This window comes from Streptomyces sp. NPDC006174 (assembly GCF_040614075.1).
Lineage (GTDB): Bacteria > Actinomycetota > Actinomycetes > Streptomycetales > Streptomycetaceae > Streptomyces.
On the sequence record NZ_JBEXTJ010000006.1, the window covers coordinates 118,679 to 138,844 of the forward strand.

The 20,166-nt window shown below is 70.3% G+C and carries 19 protein-coding genes; 9 read left to right on the top strand and 10 right to left on the bottom strand.

Going from position 1 to position 20,166, the window contains the following annotated elements:
* The 4 genes from ABZ267_RS15230 to ABZ267_RS15245 form a co-directional block, all read right to left on the bottom strand.
* Entirely contained in the window at window positions 1-318 is a 318-nt protein-coding gene (locus ABZ267_RS15230; RefSeq protein ID WP_014156911.1) for a bifunctional 3-phenylpropionate/cinnamic acid dioxygenase ferredoxin subunit, read from the bottom strand.
* On the bottom strand, window positions 318-1,499 hold the full coding sequence (gene sufD / locus ABZ267_RS15235) for a Fe-S cluster assembly protein SufD (protein WP_356748571.1): 1,182 nt from the start codon (window positions 1,497-1,499) through the stop codon (window positions 318-320). Before sufD ends, ABZ267_RS15230 begins: the two co-directional genes overlap by 1 nt.
* 99 nt (window positions 1,500-1,598) lie before the next feature.
* Window positions 1,599-3,020, bottom strand: coding sequence for a Fe-S cluster assembly protein SufB (gene sufB, locus ABZ267_RS15240; protein WP_030568051.1), 1,422 nt, complete (start codon window positions 3,018-3,020; stop codon window positions 1,599-1,601).
* Window positions 3,017-3,760, bottom strand: coding sequence for a metalloregulator ArsR/SmtB family transcription factor (locus tag ABZ267_RS15245; protein WP_356748573.1), 744 nt, complete (start codon window positions 3,758-3,760; stop codon window positions 3,017-3,019). Before ABZ267_RS15245 ends, sufB begins: the two co-directional genes overlap by 4 nt.
* A 136-nt stretch (window positions 3,761-3,896) precedes the next feature.
* On the opposite strand from ABZ267_RS15245, the gene ABZ267_RS15250 reads away from it, so the two are divergent.
* The 3 genes from ABZ267_RS15250 (at window position 3,897) to ABZ267_RS15260 (ending at window position 6,642) form a co-directional block, all read left to right on the top strand.
* On the top strand, window positions 3,897-4,823 hold the full coding sequence (locus tag ABZ267_RS15250) for an ABC transporter ATP-binding protein (RefSeq protein ID WP_356748575.1): 927 nt from the start codon (window positions 3,897-3,899) through the stop codon (window positions 4,821-4,823).
* Entirely contained in the window at window positions 4,820-5,587 is a 768-nt protein-coding gene (locus tag ABZ267_RS15255) for an ABC transporter permease (RefSeq protein WP_356748576.1), read from the top strand. The genes ABZ267_RS15250 and ABZ267_RS15255 overlap by 4 nt, the downstream gene beginning before the upstream one ends.
* A 68-nt stretch (window positions 5,588-5,655) precedes the next feature.
* Entirely contained in the window at window positions 5,656-6,642 is a 987-nt protein-coding gene (locus ABZ267_RS15260) for a COX15/CtaA family protein (protein WP_356748578.1), read from the top strand.
* 58 nt (window positions 6,643-6,700) lie between these two features.
* Here ABZ267_RS15260 and ABZ267_RS15265 read toward each other — a convergent pair whose 3' ends face one another.
* On the bottom strand, window positions 6,701-7,078 hold the full coding sequence (locus ABZ267_RS15265) for a hypothetical protein (protein WP_356748580.1): 378 nt from the start codon (window positions 7,076-7,078) through the stop codon (window positions 6,701-6,703).
* 87 nt (window positions 7,079-7,165) lie between these two features.
* On the bottom strand, window positions 7,166-8,119 hold the full coding sequence (locus ABZ267_RS15270) for a heme o synthase (protein ID WP_356748582.1): 954 nt from the start codon (window positions 8,117-8,119) through the stop codon (window positions 7,166-7,168).
* Between the two features lie 290 nt (window positions 8,120-8,409).
* Here ABZ267_RS15270 and tkt point away from each other — a divergent pair, with 290 nt between their 5' ends.
* The 6 genes from tkt to ABZ267_RS15300 all read left to right on the top strand — a co-directional run bounded on the left by tkt (window position 8,410) and on the right by ABZ267_RS15300 (window position 15,440).
* Complete coding sequence (gene tkt, locus ABZ267_RS15275) at window positions 8,410-10,497, top strand: transketolase (protein ID WP_356748583.1); 2,088 nt, start codon at window positions 8,410-8,412, stop codon at window positions 10,495-10,497.
* A 46-nt stretch (window positions 10,498-10,543) separates the two neighbouring features.
* Complete coding sequence (tal, locus tag ABZ267_RS15280) at window positions 10,544-11,662, top strand: transaldolase (protein ID WP_356748585.1); 1,119 nt, start codon at window positions 10,544-10,546, stop codon at window positions 11,660-11,662.
* A 5-nt stretch (window positions 11,663-11,667) separates the two neighbouring features.
* On the top strand, window positions 11,668-13,200 hold the full coding sequence (gene zwf / locus ABZ267_RS15285) for a glucose-6-phosphate dehydrogenase (protein ID WP_356748587.1): 1,533 nt from the start codon (window positions 11,668-11,670) through the stop codon (window positions 13,198-13,200).
* Window positions 13,197-14,222, top strand: a complete 1,026-nt coding sequence (opcA, locus tag ABZ267_RS15290; RefSeq protein WP_356748589.1) for a glucose-6-phosphate dehydrogenase assembly protein OpcA — start codon at window positions 13,197-13,199, stop codon at window positions 14,220-14,222. The genes zwf and opcA overlap by 4 nt, the downstream gene beginning before the upstream one ends.
* Window positions 14,219-15,001, top strand: coding sequence for a 6-phosphogluconolactonase (pgl, locus tag ABZ267_RS15295; protein WP_356748590.1), 783 nt, complete (start codon window positions 14,219-14,221; stop codon window positions 14,999-15,001). The genes opcA and pgl overlap by 4 nt, the downstream gene beginning before the upstream one ends.
* 76 nt (window positions 15,002-15,077) lie before the next feature.
* Complete coding sequence (locus ABZ267_RS15300; protein ID WP_356748592.1) at window positions 15,078-15,440, top strand: VOC family protein; 363 nt, start codon at window positions 15,078-15,080, stop codon at window positions 15,438-15,440.
* A 45-nt stretch (window positions 15,441-15,485) separates the two neighbouring features.
* Here ABZ267_RS15300 and ABZ267_RS15305 read toward each other — a convergent pair whose 3' ends face one another.
* Genes ABZ267_RS15305 through pgi form a run of 4 tightly spaced genes read right to left on the bottom strand, consistent with a single transcriptional unit; the run spans window position 15,486 to window position 20,075 of the window.
* Window positions 15,486-16,325 carry a poly-gamma-glutamate hydrolase family protein gene (locus ABZ267_RS15305; RefSeq protein WP_356748594.1) on the bottom strand — a complete coding sequence of 280 codons (840 nt, stop codon included), beginning with the start codon at window positions 16,323-16,325 and terminating at the stop codon, window positions 15,486-15,488.
* A 57-nt stretch (window positions 16,326-16,382) separates the two neighbouring features.
* Window positions 16,383-17,903: a PH domain-containing protein gene (locus ABZ267_RS15310; RefSeq protein ID WP_356748596.1), complete on the bottom strand. Its 1,521-nt coding sequence runs from the start codon at window positions 17,901-17,903 to the stop codon at window positions 16,383-16,385.
* A complete protein-coding gene (locus ABZ267_RS15315) occupies window positions 17,900-18,418 on the bottom strand; it encodes a PH domain-containing protein (protein WP_356748597.1) in 519 nt (172 codons plus the stop codon). The genes ABZ267_RS15310 and ABZ267_RS15315 overlap by 4 nt, the downstream gene beginning before the upstream one ends.
* 4 nt (window positions 18,419-18,422) lie before the next feature.
* Complete coding sequence (gene pgi / locus ABZ267_RS15320; RefSeq protein ID WP_356748599.1) at window positions 18,423-20,075, bottom strand: glucose-6-phosphate isomerase; 1,653 nt, start codon at window positions 20,073-20,075, stop codon at window positions 18,423-18,425.
* Window positions 20,076-20,166 lie beyond the last annotated feature (91 nt).

Here is a 20,166-nt window from a genome sequence, read left to right on the forward strand (position 1 = left end):
TCAGGACTCCTGGGTGACGGAGACGAGCACATCGTCCCCTTCGATCTTTACGGGGTATACGGGGACGGGGCGCGTCGCGGGAAGGCCGGACGGCTTGCCGGTGCGGAGGTCGAACGACGATCCGTGCAGCCAGCACTCGATCGCGCAGTCCTCCACCTCGCCCTCCGACAGCGACACGTTCGCGTGCGAGCAGATGTCGTTGATCGCGAACACCTCGCCCTCGGTGCGGACGACGGAGACCGGTGTGCCGTCGAGCTCGACCCGTTTCGGGGTGTCGTCCTCCAGCTCACTGAGCGCGCACGCCTTGACGAAGGCCATCAGACCGACGCCTTCAGCTCGGTCTCGATCTTGTCGAGCAGACGCGCTTCCACGTCCGGCAGGCCGATCTGCTGGACCAGCTCGGCGAAGAAGCCGCGCACGACCAGGCGGCGGGCCTCCTCGGCCGGGATGCCGCGGGACTGGAGGTAGAAGAGCTGCTCGTCGTCGAAGCGGCCGGTCGCCGAGGCGTGGCCGGCGCCGACGATCTCGCCGGTCTCGATCTCCAGGTTGGGTACGGAGTCGACCCGGGCGCCGTCGGTGAGGACGAGGTTCCGGTTCATCTCGTAGGTGTCGGTGCCCTCGGCCGCGGCCTGGATGAGGACGTCGCCGATCCAGACGGCGTGGGCGCCGTCGCCCTGGAGCGCGCCCTTGTACACCGCGTTGGACTTGCAGTGCGGGGTGTTGTGGTCGACCAGGAGGCGGTGCTCCTGGTGCTGGCCCTTGTCGGTGAAGTACAGACCGAAGAGCTCCGCCTCGCCGCCGGGCGCCGCATAGGCGACCCGCGGGTGCAGGCGGACGACGTCGCCGCCGAAGGTGACGACGATCGACTTGAAGGAGGCGTCCCGGCCGACCAGCGCGTTGTGCTGGCCGACGTGGACGGCCTTGTCGTCCCAGTCCTGGACGGAGACGACGGTCAGCTTGGCGCCGTCACCGAGGACGTAGTCGACGTTGGCGGCGAGCACCGCGTCACCGGTGTGGTCGATGACGACGACGGCCTCGGCGAAGGGCTTCAGCTCGATGAGCTGGTGGCCGTAGGCGGTGCCGCCCTCGCCGTGCACGGCGATCCGGATGGGCTCGGTGAGCACGGCCTCCTTGGCGACGGTGACGACCGAGGCCTGCTCGAAGGAGCTGTACGCCTGTGCGGCGACCCGGTCCACCGGCGTACCGGCCTTGCCGAGCCGCGCGTCGTCGCGGCCGACGGTCTCGACGGTGACGCCGTCGGGCGCGTCGATCGCGACCTTCACGCCGCCGCCGTTCGCGACGGCGGTGCCGTCGTGCAGCCCGCGCAGCCGCTCCAGCGGCGTGAAGCGCCACTCCTCCTCGCGACCGTGCGGGACGGGGAAGTCCGCGACGTCGAAGGACGGGGGTGCGCTCATGCGCGTGGCGACGGTCGACTCGGCGGCCACCGCGATGGAGCCGGCGGTGGTGGAGCCCACCGGAGTGTTCTGAGCCTCAGCCATGGCTGTCGTAGTGCTCGCTTTCTCAGTCAAGAAGGGGGGTGGTTCGGTGGGGTGCGGGGCGGCCGCGAGGGCCGCCCCGCAGGATCCTCGTACGAGGTCCTAGCCGACCGAACCCTCCATCTGCAGCTCGATCAGCCGGTTGAGCTCCAGGGCGTACTCCATGGGCAGCTCCTTCGCGATCGGCTCGACGAAGCCGCGCACGATCATCGCCATGGCCTCGAACTCGGTGAGTCCGCGGCTCATGAGGTAGAAGAGCTGGTCCTCGGAGACCTTGGAGACGGTCGCCTCGTGGCCCATCGACACGTCGTCCTCGCGGACGTCGACGTAGGGGTAGGTGTCCGAGCGGGAGATCGTGTCGACGAGGAGAGCGTCGCAGAGCACGTTGGACTTCGCGCCCGGCGCGCCCTCGCCGATCTCGATCAGTCCGCGGTAGGACGTACGGCCGCCGCCTCGCGCCACCGACTTGGAGACGATGTTCGAGGAGGTGTTCGGCGCCATGTGGACCATCTTGGCGCCGGCGTCCTGGTGCTGGCCCTCGCCCGCGAAGGCGATGGAGAGCGTCTCACCCTTGGCGTGCTCGCCCATCAGGTAGATGGCCGGGTACTTCATGGTCACCTTGGAGCCGATGTTGCCGTCGACCCACTCCATGGTCGCGCCCTCGTAGGCCACGGCCCGCTTGGTGACCAGGTTGTAGACGTTGTTCGACCAGTTCTGGATCGTCGTGTAGCGGCAGCGGCCGCCCTTCTTCACGATGATCTCGACCACGGCGCTGTGCAGCGAGTCCGAGGAGTAGATCGGGGCGGTGCAGCCCTCGACGTAGTGGACGTAGGCGTCCTCGTCGACGATGATCAGCGTCCGCTCGAACTGGCCCATGTTCTCCGTGTTGATACGGAAGTAGGCCTGGAGCGGGATCTCCACGTGGACGCCCTTGGGCACGTAGATGAACGAGCCACCGGACCACACGGCCGAGTTCAGCGAGGCGAACTTGTTGTCACCGACGGGGATGACGGTGCCGAAGTACTCCTTGAAGAGCTCCGGGTGCTCCTTCAGCGCGGTGTCGGTGTCCATGAAGATGACACCCTGCGCCTCCAGCTCCTCGTTGATCTGGTGGTAGACGACCTCGGACTCGTACTGCGCGGCGACACCGGCGACGAGGCGCTGCTTCTCCGCCTCCGGGATGCCGAGCTTGTCGTACGTGTTCTTGATGTCCTCGGGCAGCTCCTCCCAGGAGGCCGCCTGCTTCTCCGTGGACCGAACGAAGTACTTGATGTTGTCGAAGTCGATGCCCGACAGGTCCGAGCCCCAGTTCGGCATGGGCTTCTTGCCGAAGAGCTTGAGGCCCTTGAGCCGCAGCTTCAGCATCCACTCGGGCTCGTTCTTCTTCTCCGAGATGTCGCGGACGACAGCCTCGGAGAGGCCGCGCTTCGCCGCCGCGCCTGCCGCGTCGGAGTCGGCCCAGCCGAATTCGTACGTACCCAGACCCTCGAGCTCAGGGTGGGCAGTCTCCGTGGGGAGCGTCATGCGGGGTTCCTCCCGGCCGTGCTTGCAGATGCTGAATGGGTGGTCTGTGTGGGTGCTGCCTGGCCGCTGCGCGGCACGTATGTCGTGCACACGCCGTCGCCGTGGGCGAGGGTGGCCAGACGCTGCACATGGGTCCCGAGGAGGCTGGAGAAGAATTCCGTCTCCGCCTCGCACAGCTGTGGGAACTGCTCGGCGACATGCGCCACCGGGCAGTGGTGCTGGCACAGCTGCTCGCCCTGCTGCGGGTCCGGCGCGCTTCGCGCCGTTGCAGCGTACCCGTCGGCGCTCAGGGCCCTGGCGAGGGCCTCGGTACGCCGTTCGGGTGCCGCGGCCTCGACCGCGGCGCGGTATGCCTCGCCCATCGACGCCATCCGGGCGCGGGCGAAGGCGGTGACCGCCTCGTCCCCGCCGGACTCGGCGATGAACCGCAGCGCGTCGGCGGCCAGCTTGTCGTAGGACTGGTCGAAGGCGTCCCGGCCGCAGTCGGTCAGGGCGAACACCTTGGCGGGCCTGCCACGGGTCCGCGCCCCGTAGACCCGCTGTTCACGGGCTTCGACGACATCGTCGGAGACGAGGGCGTCCAGGTGGCGGCGGACGGCGGCCTGGGTGAGGCCGACGCGCTTGGCGAGCTCCGCGACGGTGGACGGGCCGTGGTCCAGGATGGAGCGCGCGACCCGGTTGCGCGTCGAGCGCTCACCGGTCGCGAGTTCCTCCTGCGGAGCCTCACCGTCGTATTTCACAACACCATTGTTGCGTAATTCATTCGGCCATGACAACCACGGTCCGGAACGATCTACGGTGTGGTTCGTCACTTAGGGTTACCTAATCTGGCCCCGGGACCGGGTCTCCTGCGAACCCTGCCTAGACTTCCCTGCCATGGAGAACGAGCCCGTCGTACAGGTCACCGGCCTGGTGAAGCGGTACGGCACGAAGACCGCGGTGAACGGCCTCGATCTGGTCGTGGCGTCGGGCGCGGTGACGGCCGTGCTCGGCCCGAACGGCGCCGGCAAGACCACCACGATCGAGACCTGCGAGGGCTACCGCCGTCCCGACGCCGGCACCGTACGCGTCCTCGGACTCGACCCGGTCGCCGACGCGGAGCGGCTGCGGCCGAGGATCGGGGTCATGCTCCAGTCCGGCGGCGTCTACTCCGGCGCCCGCGCCGACGAGATGCTCCGCCACATGGCCAGGCTCCACGCCCACCCGCTGGACGTGGACGCCCTGATCGAGCGCCTCGGCCTCGGCTCCTGCGGCCGCACCACCTACCGCCGGCTCTCCGGCGGCCAGCAGCAGCGCCTGGCCCTGGCCCTCGCGGTCGTCGGCCGGCCCGAGCTGGTCTTCCTGGACGAGCCGACCGCCGGGCTCGACCCGCAGGCCCGCCGCTCCACCTGGGACCTGGTGCGCGAGCTGCGCGCCGACGGCGTCTCCGTGGTGCTGACCACGCACTTCATGGACGAGGCCGAGGCGCTCGCCGACGACGTCGCCATCATCGACGCGGGCCGGGTCATCGCCCAGGGCTCCCCGGAGCGGCTCTGCCGCGGCGGCGCCGAGAACACCCTGCGTTTCACCGGCCGTACGGGGCTCGACCTCGGCTCGCTGGTCAAGGCGCTGCCCGACGGCTCCGAGGCCGCCGAGCCGCTCCCGGGCACGTACCGCATCACCGGATCCATCGACCCGCAGCTGCTGGCCACCGTCACCTCCTGGTGCGCGCAGCACGGCGTGATGCCCGACGGCATCTCGGTGGAGCGGCACACGCTGGAGGACGTCTTCCTCGAACTGACCGGCAAGGAGCTGCGCGCATGAGCGCCGGTACGTACACCCCGCGCCCCGGCGCCGCCCCGCTCTCCCGGATGATCGCCGCGCAGACCGCGCTGGAGACCCGGATGCTGCTGCGCAACGGCGAGCAGCTGCTGCTGACGGTCATCATCCCGACGTTGCTGCTCGTACTGTTCAGCGCGGTGGACATCGTCGACACCGGCTCGGGCGCGGCGGTCGACTTCCTGGCGCCGGGCATTCTCGCGCTCGCCGTGATGTCCACGGCCTTCACCGGCCAGGCGATCGCCACCGGCTTCGAACGGCGTTACGGAGTCCTGAAGCGGCTCGCGGCCTCACCGCTGCCGCGCTGGGCCCTGATGACCGCGAAGACGCTCTCGGTGCTGGTCACCGAGGTGCTCCAGGTGCTGCTGCTGACGGCGATCGCCCTCGCGCTCGGCTGGTCGCCGCACGGCAACCCGCTCTCCGTGCTGCTGCTCCTCGTCCTCGGGACCGCCGCGTTCTCCGGGCTCGGGCTGCTGATGGCCGGGACGCTGAAGGCGGAGGCGACGCTGGCCGCCGCCAACCTGGTCTTCCTGCTGCTGCTGGTCGGCGGCGGGGTCATCGTGCCGCTGGACAAGTTCCCGGACGCGGTGCAGTCGGTGCTCGGGCTGCTGCCCATCTCGGCGCTCTCGGAGGGTCTGCGGGACGTCCTCCAGCACGGCGCGTCGATGCCGTGGGCCCAGGCCGGGATCCTGGCGGTGTGGGCGGTGCTGGGTCTTGGCACGGCGGCGAAGTTCTTCCGCTGGGAGTAGCGGGACCACTCAGGGCAACCCTGCACGAACCCACCCCTCGTGAAAACATGCACAAGCCGCGTCCTACGATGGTCCGCGTGGAAACCCCCATCTCTGCCATCGCCAAGCGCTGGACGCCGTCCACCCAAGTGGTGAAGCGTGCCGCGCTCTCCGCCGTGATGATGAGCGTCTTCATCATCGTGACCGGAGGTGCCGTCCGGCTGACCGGTTCGGGCCTCGGCTGCGACACCTGGCCCAAGTGCACCGACGACAGCCTGTTCGCGACGCCCGAGCAGGGCCTGCACGGCGCGATCGAGTTCGGCAACCGGATGCTGACGTACGTCCTGTCGGCCGCCGTCGGCTGGGCGATCATCGCGACCCGCTCGATGAAGCCGCGCCGCCGCAAGGTGACCCGGCTGGCCTGGTCGCAGTTCTGGATCGTGCTCGGCAACGCCGTCCTCGGCGGCATCACCGTCTGGGCGGGCCTCAACCCGTGGACGGTGGCCGGGCACTTCCTGCTCGCCAACGCGCTCCTCGCGGTCACGGTCATCACCTGGGTCCGGATCGGCGAAGGCGACGGCCCGGCCCGGCCCCGCGCACCGCTGCCGGTACGCCGCCTCTCCTGGGCGATCCTGGCGACCACTGTGATCCTCATCGTGCTCGGCACCTCGGTGACCGGTTCCGGCAAACACGCGGGCGACAGCAGCGACGTACCGCGCATGCCGTGGGACTGGTCGGCCGCCGCCCATGTGCACGCCATCGCCGCCTGGGTGGTCTGCGCGCTGGCCATCGCGATGTGGCTGGCCCTGCGAGTGGTCGACGCCCCCGCCGACACCCGGGCCCGCGCCCGTGACCTGCTGGTCGTGCTGCTCGCTCAGGGCGCGATCGGGTACGTCCAGTACTTCACCGACGTCCCCGAGATCCTGGTCGGCATCCACATGTTCGGCTCGGCCATCATGTGGATCGCCGTGATCCGCCTGGTGATGAGCGTGCGCGAGCGCGGCGACGCCGAGCCGGCCACGCTGCCGGGCCCGTCCGCCTCCGCCGAGCAGCGGGAGTCGGCGCAGGCCCTCTGAACGGCCGTACGGAGAAGGGGCGGCGGGCACATGCCCGCCGCCCCTTCTCCGTACCCGCTCAGCTGTCGTTGGACGGGCCGCCGACCTGGATCCCGGCCATCCGCGACCACTCGTAGGGACCCGTGCGAACCTTCAGCGCGAAGTCGCCGTCGAACTCCTCGTGCATCGTGATGCCGGACTTCTCCGCCGCGCTCTCGGCCACCGCGTACGTCGGCGCCACCAGGTCGCCCCAGGCGCCGTCCTGGCCGACCAGGACGATGCGGGCGCCCGCCTGGCCCATGTAGGCGAGCTGCCCCTCGGCGCCGCCGTGCTCCTTGGCGAAGGCGCCGATCTCGCGGGCCAGCTTCGCCGCCTTGCGCTCCGCGCGGGCCGCCTTCCTGGCGTCCGTCCGCGAGGTCTGCTCCGTGTCTGCTGCGTCTGCTGCCGTCTCTGCCATGGACAGGATGCTACCGACGGGTAGGAGGAACGGCGACGGGCGGGTCACGTGGCTTGTGCCACGTGACCCGCCCGTAGAGGCCGGCAGCTAGCGGAGGAAGGGGTCCACCGCCACGGCCAGGAAGAGCAGTGAGACGTAGGTGATGGACCAGTGGAACAGCCGCATCTCCTTGAGCTTGGCGCCACTCACGCCGGCCCTGGCCCGGTTCTGCAGCCCGTGGGCCTCCCAGAGCCAGAAGCCGCCCGCCGGCAGCGCCACCGAGAGGTAGAACCAGCCGGTGTAGCCCAGCGGAGTGAGCAGCAGCGAGACGCCGACCATCACCCAGCTGTAGATGACGATCTGCCGGGCCACCACCTGGTTGGAGGCGACGACCGGGAGCATCGGGACGCCGACCCGGGCGTAGTCCTCCTTCACCTTCATGGAGAGCGGCCAGTAGTGCGGCGGCGTCCAGAAGAAGATGACGGCGAAGAGGATGACGGCGGCCCAGGAGAGGGAGTTCGTCACGGAGGACCAGCCGATGAGCACCGGCAGGCAGCCGGCGATGCCGCCCCAGATGATGTTCTGCGAGGTGCGGCGCTTCAGCAGCATCGTGTAGACGACGACGTAGAAGAGCAGCGCACCGAGAGCGAGCGCGGCGGACAGCCAGTTGACGAGCAGTCCGAACCAGAGCGTGGAGACGACCGCGAGCGAGATGCCGAAGACCAGGCACTCGCGCGGGCTGACCATGCCGGTGACCAGCGGCCGCTGTGACGTGCGGTCCATCAGCGCGTCGATGTCGCGGTCGATGTACATGTTCAGCGCGTTGGCGCCGCCCGCCGAGAGGTAACCACCCAGCGTGGTGGCGAGCACCAGCCACAGGTCGGGTACGCCTTGCGCGGCGAGGAACATCACCGGAACGGTGGTGATGAGCAACAGCTCGATGATCCGTGGCTTGGTAAGCGCCACGAATGCCTTGACACGGGCCCCGTACGGGCGATGGCCCCCTGGGCTGGGAGTCAAGGCGACCCCTGCGGGTCGGGACTCGACGGCCGTCACGCACACCCCTGACAGAGAAATCCCAGCAAGCTCCGGGCCGGAAAGGCCCTTGTGAAGACTTGCGCGAACTCGACCACTCTAGACGTTGGGGATACGCCGCCCTTCGCGGGGGTGGGGTCGTGTTGAGGGTGACTGTGCGATGTACGGGACCCGTCCGCCGGGAGGCGAAGCGGGCAGGTCGCCCGCACCCTGGAAAGTGCCCGGAAAGCGCGCCCTGTGGCAGGGGTAGGCTCGACAGCGCCCGGTGCGGTAACAGTCACCGGCTTACGAACAGTGGAGAGGAGCCCTGACTCAGGGTGAGCATCAAGCCGACCACCACAGACCTCCAGTGGACCGATTTGGACCAGCGGGCCGTGGACACCGCCCGCGTCCTCGCCGCGGACGCCGTACAGAAAGTCGGAAACGGCCACCCGGGTACGGCTATGAGCCTGGCTCCCGCCGCGTACACCCTGTTCCAGAAAGTCATGCGGCACGACCCCGCCGACGCGGAGTGGACCGGCCGTGACCGGTTCGTCCTGTCGGCCGGTCACTCCAGCCTGACCCTGTACATCCAGCTCTACCTCGCCGGTTACGGCCTGGAGCTGGAGGACCTGAAGTCCTTCCGGACCTGGGGCTCCAAGACCCCGGGCCACCCGGAGTACGGCCACACGACGGGTGTCGAGACGACGACCGGTCCGCTGGGGCAGGGTGTCGCCAACGCGGTGGGCATGGCCATGGCCGCCCGCTACGAGCGCGGCCTCTTCGACCCCGAGGCGGCCCCCGGCACCTCCCCGTTCGACCACACGGTCTGGGTCATCGCCGGTGACGGCTGCCTCCAGGAAGGCATCTCGGCCGAGGCGTCCTCGCTGGCCGGCCACCAGAAGCTCGGCAACCTGGTCCTGCTCTGGGACGACAACCACATCTCCATCGAGGGCGACACGGAGACCGCGGTCTCCGAGGACACCCTGAAGCGGTACGAGGCGTACGGCTGGCACGTCCAGCGCGTCGAGCAGCTGCCGAGCGGCGACCTGGACCCGGCGGGTCTGTACGCGGCACTGCAGGCGGCCAAGGCCGAGACCGAGCGCCCGTCGTTCATCGCGGCCCGCTCGATCATCGCCTGGCCGGCCCCGAACGCCCAGAACACCGAGGCGGCCCACGGCTCGGCGCTCGGCGACGACGAGATCGCGGCGACCAAGCGGGTCCTCGGCTTCGACCCGGAGCAGACCTTCGAGGTCTCCGACGCCGTCGTCGGCCACACCCGTGAGGCGCTCGACCGCGGCCGTGAGGCGCGTGCCGAGTGGGAGAAGACGTTCGCCGCGTGGCGCACCGCCAACCCGGAGCGCGCCGCCGACTTCGACCGGATCGCGGCGGGCGAGCTGCCCGCGGGCTGGGAGGAGAAGCTCCCGGTCTTCGAGCCCGGCAAGGCCCTGGCCACCCGCGCCGCCTCCGGCAAGGTGCTCCAGGCGCTCGGCGATGTCGTGCCCGAGCTGTGGGGCGGCTCCGCCGACCTCGCCGGCTCGAACAACACCACGATCGACAAGACGTCGTCGTTCCTGCCGGTCGGCAACCCGCTGCCGGAGGCCGACCCGTACGGCCGCACGATCCACTTCGGGATCCGCGAGCACGCGATGGCCGCCGCGATGAACGGCATCGCGCTGCACGGCAACACCCGCATCTACGGCGGCACCTTCCTGGTGTTCTCCGACTACATGCGCAACGCGGTGCGGCTCTCCGCACTGATGCACCTGCCGGTGACGTACGTGTGGACGCACGACTCGATCGGCCTCGGCGAGGACGGCCCGACGCACCAGCCGGTCGAGCACCTGGCCGCGCTGCGCGCCATCCCGGGCCTGAACATCGTGCGCCCGGCCGACGCCAACGAGACCGCCATCGCCTGGCGCGAGATCCTGCGGCGTTACACCAAGGTGTTCGGCGAGGGCGCCCCGCACGGCCTGGCGCTGACCCGGCAGGGCGTGCCGACGTACGAGGCGAACGAGGACGCGGCCAAGGGCGGTTACGTCCTGTTCGAGGCCGAAGGCGGCGAGCCGCAGGTGCTGCTCATCGCGACCGGCTCCGAGGTCCACGTCGCCGTCGAGGCGCGCGAGCAGCTCCAGGCCGCCGGTGTGCCGACCCGGGTCGTCTCGATGCCGTCCGTCGAGTGGTTCGAGGAGCAGGATCAGGGTTACAAGGAGAGCGTGCTCCCGCCGTCGGTCAAGGCGCGGGTCGCCGTGGAGGCGGGCATCGGCCTGACCTGGTACCGGTACGTCGGGGACGCCGGCCGGATCGTCTCGCTGGAGCACTTCGGTGCCTCGGCCGACGCGAAGGTCCTCTTCCGCGAGTTCGGCTTCACCGCCGAGAACGTGGCCGCCGTCGCGCGGGAATCCCTCGAAGCCGCAGCGCGCTGACGCCGTATATACGACGTAGATGTACGACTAGTAGGAGATGCAACCCATGACAGACGCACTCAAGCGCCTCTCCGACGAGGGCGTGGCGATCTGGCTCGACGACCTGTCGCGCAAGCGGATCACGTCCGGCAACCTGGCCGAGCTGATCGACCAGAGCCACGTCGTCGGCGTCACCACCAACCCGTCGATCTTCCAGAAGGCGATCTCGCAGGGCGACGGTTACGAGCAGCAGCTCACCGACCTCGCCGCCCGCCGGGTCACCGTCGAGGAAGCGGTCCGCATGATCACGACGGCGGACGTCCGCGACGCCGCCGACATCCTGCGTCCGGTCTTCGACGCGACCGGCGGCCAGGACGGCCGGGTCTCCATCGAGGTGGACCCGCGCCTGGCGCACAACACTCTGGCCACCACCGCCGAGGCCAAGCAGCTGGCCTGGCTGGTCGACCGGCCGAACACGCTCATCAAGATCCCGGCGACCAAGGCCGGTCTGCCGGCGATCACCGAGACCATCGGCCGGGGCATCAGCGTCAACGTGACGCTGATCTTCTCGCTGGAGCGGTACCGCGCGGTCATGGACGCCTACCTGGCGGGCCTGGAGAAGGCGAAGGCCGCGGGCCTGGACCTCTCCAAGATCCACTCGGTGGCGTCCTTCTTCGTGTCCCGCGTGGACACCGAGATCGACAAGCGCCTGGACGCCATCGGCTCCGACGAGGCGAAGGCGGCCAAGGGCAAGTCCGCGCTGGCCAACGCGCGCCTCGCCTACGAGGCGTACGAGGAGGCCTTCTCGGGCGAGCGCTGGGCCCCGCTGGACAAGGCGCAGGCCAACAAGCAGCGTCCGCTCTGGGCCTCCACCGGCGTCAAGGACCCGTCGCTGAAGGACACGCTGTACGTCGACGACCTGGTGGCGCCGAACACGGTGAACACCATGCCGGAGGCGACCCTGGAGGCCGTGGCCGACCACGGCGAGATCACCGGCAACACCGTCGCCGGCGGCTACGACCAGGCGCGCGCCGACCTGGACGCGATCAAGAAGCTCGGCATCTCGTACGACGACGTCGTGCAGGTGCTGGAGGACGAGGGCGTCGAGAAGTTCGAGGCGTCCTGGACCGACCTGCTCAAGTCGACCGAGGCGGAGCTCCAGCGCCTCGCCCCCTCGGAGGGCTGACCACTTTGTCTGCTGTTCCCGGAGCCAACCCGCTCCGTGACGCACAGGACCGACGGCTCCCGCGTATCGCGGGGCCGTCGGGCCTGGTCATCTTTGGCGTCACGGGCGATTTGTCCCGTAAAAAGCTGATGCCTGCCGTCTACGACCTGGCCAACCGCGGCCTGCTGCCACCGGGCTTCTCGCTCATCGGCTTCGCGCGCCGCGACTGGGAGGACGAGGACTTCGCGCAGGTCGTCCACGACGCCGTCAAGGAGCACGCCCGTACGCCGTTCCGTGAGGAGGTCTGGCAGCAGCTCATCCAGGGGATGCGCTTCGTCCAGGGCAACTTCGACGACGACGAGGCGTTCGAGACGCTCAAGGCCACCATCCAGGAGCTCGACAAGGCACAGGGCACCGGAGGCAACTTCGCCTTCTATCTCTCCGTACCGCCGAAGTTCTTCCCGAAGGTCGTCCAGCAGCTGAAGAAGCACGGCCTGGCCGACCAGAAGGAAGGCTCCTGGCGGCGTGCCGTCATCGAGAAGCCGTTCGGCCACGACCTGGCCAGCGCGCAGGAGCTCAACCAGCTCGTGCACGACGTCTTCCCGCCCAACGAGGTCTTCCGGATCGACCACTACCTGGGGAAGGAGACGGTCCAGAACATCCTGGCGCTGCGGTTCGCCAACACGATGTGGGAGCCGATCTGGAACCGGTCCTACGTCGACCACGTACAGATCACGATGGCCGAGGACATCGGCATCGGCGGCCGGGCCGGCTACTACGACGGCATCGGCGCCGCCCGTGACGTCATCCAGAACCACCTGCTCCAGCTGCTGGCGCTGACCGCGATGGAGGAGCCCGGCTCCTTCCACCCGAAGGCCCTGGTCGCCGAGAAGCTCAAGGTGCTCACCGCCGTCGAGCTGCCGGAGGACCTCGGTCTGCACACCGTGCGCGCGCAGTACGAGCACGCCTGGCAGGGCGGCCAGGAGGTCCTCGGCTACTGCGAGGAGGACGGCATCGACCCCAAGTCGACGACCGACACCTACGCGGCGATCAAGCTGACGATCAACAACCGCCGCTGGGCGGGCGTGCCGTTCTACCTCCGGACCGGAAAGCGGCTCGGCCGCCGGGTCACGGAGATCGCGGTCGTCTTCAAGCGCGCGCCCTACCTGCCGTTCGAGTCCGGCGCCACGGAGGAGCTCGGCGGCAACGCCCTGGTCATCCGGGTCCAGCCGGACGAAGGCGTCACCGTGCGCTTCGGCTCCAAGGTGCCCGGCACCTCGATGGAGGTCCGGGACGTCACGATGGACTTCGCGTACGGCGAGTCCTTCACGGAGTCCAGCCCGGAGGCGTACGAGCGGCTCCTGCTGGACGTGCTGCTCGGCGACGCCAACCTGTTCCCGCGCCACCAGGAGGTCGAGCTCTCCTGGACCATCCTCGACCCGATCGAGGCGTACTGGGACAAGCACGGCAAGCCGGCGAAGTACGCGGCCGGCACCTGGGGTCCGGCCGAGGCCGACGAGATGCTCGCACGTGACGGACGGAGCTGGAGGCGGCCATGAAGATCGATCTCACGGAGACCACATCCAGCAAGATCAACCAGGCGCTGGTCTCGGCCCGCCGGGCGATCGGCACCCCGGCCATCGGCATGGTGCTCACGCTGGTCGTCGTCACCGACGAGGAGAACGCGTACGACGCGCTCAAGTCGGCCGGTGACGCCTCGCGCGAGCACCCCTCGCGGATCATCGCGGTGATCAAGCGGGTCAGCCGCTCGCCGCGCGCCCGCCGGGACGCCCGGCTCGACGCGGAGGTCCGGGTCGGTTCCGACGCGGGCACCGGCGAGACGGTCGTGCTGCGCCTCCACGGCGAGCTGGCCAACCACGCCCAGTCGGTGGTCCTGCCGCTGCTGCTGCCGGACGCGCCGGTCGTGGTGTGGTGGCCAGAGGACGCGCCCGCCGACGCGGCGAAGGACCCGCTGGGCGCGCTCGCCCAGCGCCGGATCACCGACAGCTACTCGGCCGAGCGGCCGATCGACGAGCTGGCGGTGCGCGCGGCGACGTACAGTCCCGGCGACACCGACCTGTCGTGGACCCGGATCACGCCGTGGCGCTCGATGCTGGCCGCGGCGCTGGACCAGCAGCCGGCGACGGTGATCGGCGCGACCGTCGAAGGCGAGAGCGACAATCCGAGCTGCGAGCTGCTCGCGATGTGGCTCGCGGACCGGCTCGGCGTCCCGGTGGAGCGTACGTACTCCGCCGGGCCGGGTCTGACCGCGGTCCGGATGGAGACGAAGAACGGCGTCATCGTGCTGGACCGGGCCGACGGCTCGCTGGCCACGCTCTCCATGCAGGGCCAGCCGGACCGCGCGGTGGCGCTCAAGCGCCGGGACACCGCCGAGCTGCTGGCGGAGGAGCTGCGCCGGCTCGACCCGGACAACACCTACGAGTCGGCGGTGAAGTTCGGAGTGGACAAGCTCCACGCGGGCGGCGAGGTGAAGGCGGCCTCCGCGGAGAAGCCTGCGGAGGGCGAGCAGAAGGCGCCGGCCGCGAAGAAGGCCCCGGCGAAGAAGGCGGCCGCCAAGTGACGCCTCCTCAGCTGGTCGTGCACCGGGACAAGGAGCTGATGGCGCAGGCCGCGGCGGCCCGGCTGATCACCGGGATCGTCGACGCCCAGGCCTCCCGGGGCCACGCCTCGGTGGTGCTGACCGGCGGGCGCAACGGCAACGGCCTGCTGGCCGCACTCGCCGCCGCGCCCGCCCGGGACGCCGTCGACTGGTCGCGGCTGGACCTGTGGTGGGGCGACGAGCGGTTCCTGCCGGAGGGCGACCCCGAGCGGAACGTGACCCAGGCCCGTGAAGCACTGCTCGACGCGGTGCCGCTCGACCCGGCCCGGGTGCACGCGATGCCCGCGTCCGACGGCCCGTACGGCAAGGACGTGGACGAGGCGGCGGCGGCGTACGCGGCCGAACTCGCCGCAGCGGCGGGCCCGGAGGACCACGGTCCGGTACCGGCGTTCGACGTGCTGATGCTCGGCGTCGGCCCGGACACGCATGTGGCCTCGCTCTTCCCGGAGCTGCCGGCGGTACGGGAGACCGAGCGCACCGTCGTCGGTGTGCACGGAGCGCCCAAGCCGCCGCCGGTCCGCGTCTCGCTCACGCTGCCCGCGATCCGCGCGGCGCGTGAGGTGTGGCTGCTGGCGGCCGGCGAGGACAAGGCGGAGGCGGCGGCCATCGCGCTGTCCGGCGCCGGCGAGATCCAGGCGCCGGCGGCGGGCGCGTACGGCCGCAGCCGGACGCTCTGGCTGCTGGACGCGGCGGCGGCGTCCCAGCTGCCGCGCGCACTGTATCCACCGGCGTCCGCCTGACCGTCGGAAACCCTCGAAGGCCCGGCCCGCTCTTTGTCCGAGCGGACCGGGCCTGTGGCATGAAAGGCTCGCGCCCATGGTGCATATCGGAACCGTGGTGATGGGCGCGACCGACGTGGCGCGTGCCGCTGCCTTCTGGAAGGCGGCGCTCACGTACACCGAGCGCGAGCCGGGGACGGACGACTGGGTGGTGCTGGTACCGGTCGAAGGGCCCGGCGTCGGTGTGGCGTTGGGCCGCTCCACCTCGCCCGTCCAGGAGGTTCCCCGGGTCCACCTCGACCTTTACTCCGACGAGCAGGAGGCCGAGGTGGAGCGGCTCATGGGACTCGGCGCGGAGCGGGTGGCGTGGGAGCTCTATCCGCCGGACCCGGACTTCGTGGTCCTCGCCGACACCGAAGGCAACCGTTTCTGCGTCATCGACACGACGTACAACGCCTGAGGACCGTCGGCGTCACAGGACGCACGGCGCCCGAGGCCTCGTACATCAGAGGATGATCTGGTCCGCGCCCTGCTCCAGCTTGGTGGTCGCGGCCCGGCAGGCGCCGACGAAGCGGTCGAAGACCGGCGTCGTGGAGCCGGCCCGGCCCGCGCGGGTGTTGACGGTGAACATGGCGGCGCGCAGTTCCGTGGTGAGCTCCAGCTGACCGCCCTTGGACAGCATGGTGCGGTTGACCGGGTTGGCCGGGTTGACGCCGGCCAGATCGGGCGTCTCGTTCCCGTCCCGCCAGGCGATGCCCACCGCGTCGAACTCCGCCTTGAGCAGGGTCTTGAACCGGGTGTTCAGGCCGCCGACCACCACGGCCTGCGGGACGGTGCCCGCCTGCGCCGACGTACAGCCGTGCAGGCTCAGGACGTTGAGGCTGCTGAACGCCATGGAGAGCGCCACATGGTCGTCGCAGTTCTTGGCGGTGACGTGCAGATCGCGGTTGCCCGAGGTGCGCAGCCCTTCGAACATCCAGTAGTCGTGCACGCCGTGGCCGTCCTGGAGCGGCGCGAGCGTGGCCGGGTGGTAGCCGGCTATGGCGAGGCAGAGTTCGGAGGTGCCGGTCTCGATGCCGCCGCCGTGCAGGGCCATGACGGTGGTCCGGTTGTACGGGAATCTCTGCGGGGTCGAGTGGTCGGCGTACTCGTGTCTCTTGTAGCGGCGGGCGAACTCGACGCCCTCCTGCCCGGCGAGCTTCTTGTAGAGGTCGGTGTTGGAGGTGTAGATGTCCAGGTCGTCGGTGGCGTGGGCCGGGCTCGCGGCGAGCGAGCCGAGCAGCGGGCCGCAGACGGCGGCGCTGGCCAGGGCGGTGAGAACCGTACGACGGTCGGCAGAGGTCATGATCGACATCGTCGCCTACCGCGCTCCGGCTGCCCAGGAGCCCGGTTGTGCCGTAGGTCACGGGCCGTCGAGGTTCCCGCGCTCCAGGAAGGGCTCCAGCAGCCCGGGAACGGCCTCGGCGGCGAAGGTGAGGCCCTCGGCCGCGTCGGTGTCGTACGCCGAGTACGCGCCTCCTCCGGCGGCCGTGGTGGCCGTGATCGTGAGCAGTCCGGTCCGCCGCTGGAAGTACGACTGCTTGACGGTCCAGCCGATCACTCCGGCCCGTTCCAGCGCGGCGGTGGAGCGGCGCAGCGTGCCGGAGCGGGTCACCAGGTAGCGGCCGGAGAGCGTGTGGCCGAGGTTGCGGTACGCGTCCAGTGCCAGCGCCACCGCGAGTGGCAGGAACACCGCCGCCGAGCCGAGCGCGATCCACAGGAGTACGGGAGTGAGGAGCGCGCCGAGGACGGCCAGCAGCAGCACCGGGGCGAGGGCGGCGACGAGCGACCAGCGCAGCCTGCGGCCTCGGGCGGCGCGCGGGTGGCGGGTCAGCGCGGCGCCGGTCGGAGTGGCTTCCTCGCGGAGTATCGCGGCGGCGACGGAGTCGGCCCGTGGGCGCGGCACCGCCGGGAGGACCGTGTTGTGGTCGGCGTTCCTGGACTCCTTGTCCTTGGCGAGCCCGGTGGTGATGGCGTCCAGCCGGCCGGCGCCGAACAGCCGTACGCCGAGAGGTTCGACCAGGTCCACACCGCGCAGCCGGGCCTCCTCGACGGAGATCGACCGGGAGGTGAACAGCCCGCGCCGGACCCGGATGGTGCCGCCGGGCTCACGCTCCAGGCGGTAGTTCCACCACATCTCGATCCAGAGGCCGAGCGCACCGACCACACCGGCGACCAGAGCGGCGAGGACCAGGATGACGATGGTCCAGAGCAGCGGGGTGTCCCGGAACCGGTCGCCTATCCACTCGATGACCTCGCCTTGCGCACCGACCCAGTCGCTGATCTGCATCACGGCTCCGACGGCCGCGCCGCCGAGCATGGGCGCGACGAAGGAGACCGGTGCGTACCGGATCCAGCGCGGATCGAGCACGGCCAGTTCGCCGTCGCGGTGGACTCCGGCAGGCGTGGTGGTGGCGCGTTCCAGCAGGACGCGGCGGAGCCGTTCGCCTTCGGCGCGGGTGACCGGGTCCAGCTCCAGGGTGGAGTCGCTGCCGTGTTCGCCGGTGCCGATCCGGACGGTGACCAGGCCGAGGAGGCGCAGCAGCAGGTTGGCGGTGAGGTCGACCGTACGGATGCGGCTGCGGGCCAGGGAGCGGCGCTTGACGAGGAGGAGGCCGGTGTGGAGGTCGACGCGCTCCTCACCGATGCGGTAGCGGGTGCGGTGCCAGCGGACCCGGTCGGCGCCGGCCGCCACGCCGATGACCAGGAGGCCGGCGCCGACCACGGCGAGCACTCCGCCCGGCAGCCCGAGCCAGCGGGAGAGGCCGAGCGCGGCCGGCAGGGCCGCGCCGGCCACGACGCCCGCCACGACGAGGGCGGAGACCAGGACCGTACGGGGATCGAGGCGGAGCCAGTCGTCGTAGGGAGGGCGCGGGGTGCTCATGTGGCGTCGCCGGGAGTGTTACGGGTGATGCGGGTGAGGCGCTCGGCCAGTTCGGCGGCGACCTCGTGGTCCAGGCCCTCGATCCGTACCGCGCCTTTGGAGGAGGCGGTGGTGACCGTGACGGTGGCGAGCCGGCAGAGCTGTTCCAGCGGGCCGCGCACGGTGTCCACGGTCTGGATCCGGGACATCGGCGCGATCCGCCACTCCTGCCAGAAGAACCCCGTGCGTACGTACACCGCGTCCTCGGTGACCTCCCAGCGGTGCGTACGGAACCACCAGAGCGGCAGGAGGACGGCGGCTCCGCCGCCCGCCGCGGCGAACACCGCGGCGGGCAGCAGGAGCCAGAAGCGGGCGGGCCCGATCAGCGCCCCGAGGACGGCCAGCGGCACGACGGGGACGGCGGTCATCAGCAGCCACTGGACGCGCCACCAGCCCACGACCCGCTCGTTCAGCGTGTTGCGCGGCGGCCGCAGCCGTATCTCCGCCGCCGCCCCGTCCGCCTCCCCCTCCGGCATGGGCTCAGCGCCCCCGCAGCGTGCGGTAGGCGGTGACCAGCGCGGCGGTGGAACTGTCGAGCTCCTCCGTGCCGGCCTCACCGGTCAGGACCGGCTCGATCTTCTTGGCGAGGACCTTGCCGAGCTCGACGCCCCACTGGTCGAAGGAGTCGATGTTCCAGATGGCGCCCTGGACGAAGACCTTGTGCTCGTAGAGCGCGATGAGCTGGCCGAGGACCGAGGGCGTCAGCTTGTCGGCGAGGATCGTGGTCGTCGGGTGGTTGCCGCGGAACGTCTTGTGCGGGACCAGCTCCTCCGGCACGCCTTCCGCGCGGACCTCGTCGGGCGTCTTGCCGAAGGCGAGCGCCTGGGTCTGGGCGAAGAAGTTCGCCATCAGCAGGTCGTGCTGGGCGATGAGGCCGGGCAGCAGATCGTGGACCGGGGCGGCGAAGCCGATGAAGTCCGCCGGGATCATCTTCGTACCCTGGTGGATCAACTGGTAGTACGCGTGCTGCCCGTTGGTGCCGGGCGTGCCCCAGACGACCGGTCCGGTCTGCCAGTCGACGCGGTGGCCCTCGCGGTCGACGGACTTGCCGTTGGACTCCATGTCGAGCTGCTGGAGGTAGGCGGTGAACTTGGAGAGGTAGTGGCTGTACGGCAGCACCGCGTGCGACTGGGCGTCGAAGAAGTTGCCGTACCAGACGCCGAGCAGGCCGAGCAGGAGCGGCGCGTTCTCCTCGGCCGGGGCGGTGCGGAAGTGCTCGTCGACGAGGTGGAAGCCGTCGAGCATCTCGCGGAACCGGTCCGGGCCGATGGCGATCATCAGCGAGAGGCCGATCGCGGAGTCGTAGGAGTAGCGGCCGCCGACCCAGTCCCAGAACTCGAACATGTTGGCCGTGTCGATGCCGAACTCCTCGACCTTCTCCGCGTTGGTCGACAGCGCCACGAAGTGCTTGGCGACGGCGTCCTGACCGGCCCGCAGCTCGGTGAGGAGCCAGTCCCGGGCGGAGGTGGCGTTGGTGATCGTCTCGATCGTGGTGAACGTCTTCGAGGCGACGATGAACAGCGTCTCGGCCGGGTCCAGGTCGCGGACGGCCTCGTGGAGGTCGGCGCCGTCGACGTTGGAGACGAACCGGACGGTGAGCGAGCGGTCCGTGAAGGAGCGCAGCACCTCGTACGCCATGGCGGGGCCGAGGTCGGAGCCGCCGATGCCGATGTTGACGATGTTCTTGACGGGCTTGCCGGTGTGACCGGTCCACTCGCCCGCCCGGACCTTGTCGGCGAAGGCGGCCATCTTGTCCAGGACGGCGTGCACGGCGGGTACGACGTTCTCGCCGTCGACCTCGGTCACCGCTCCGCGCGGGGCGCGGAGCGCGGTGTGCAGGACGGCCCGGTCCTCGGTGGTGTTGATCTTCTCGCCGCGGAACATCGCGTCCCGCAGCTCCGCGACCCCGGTGGCGGCGGCGAGCTCGCGCAGCAGGCGCAGCGTCTCGTCGGTGACCAGGTGCTTGGAGTAGTCGAGGTGGAGGTCGCCGACCCGGAGGGTGTAGGCGGTGCCCCGGTCCGGCGCCTGCGCGAAGAGCTCGCGCAGCTCGGTGGCGCCGAACTCCTCACGGTGCTTGGCGAGAGCGGTCCACTCGGGGGTCTGGTTGAGCTTGGTTCGGCTTGCTGCGTTCATCCCGGATATCAGCCCACTTCTTCTTGTACGTCAGCATCCCCGCTGCCCCACCAACCTAATTGATCGAGGAGGCAGTCGGCGCGGACGCGGG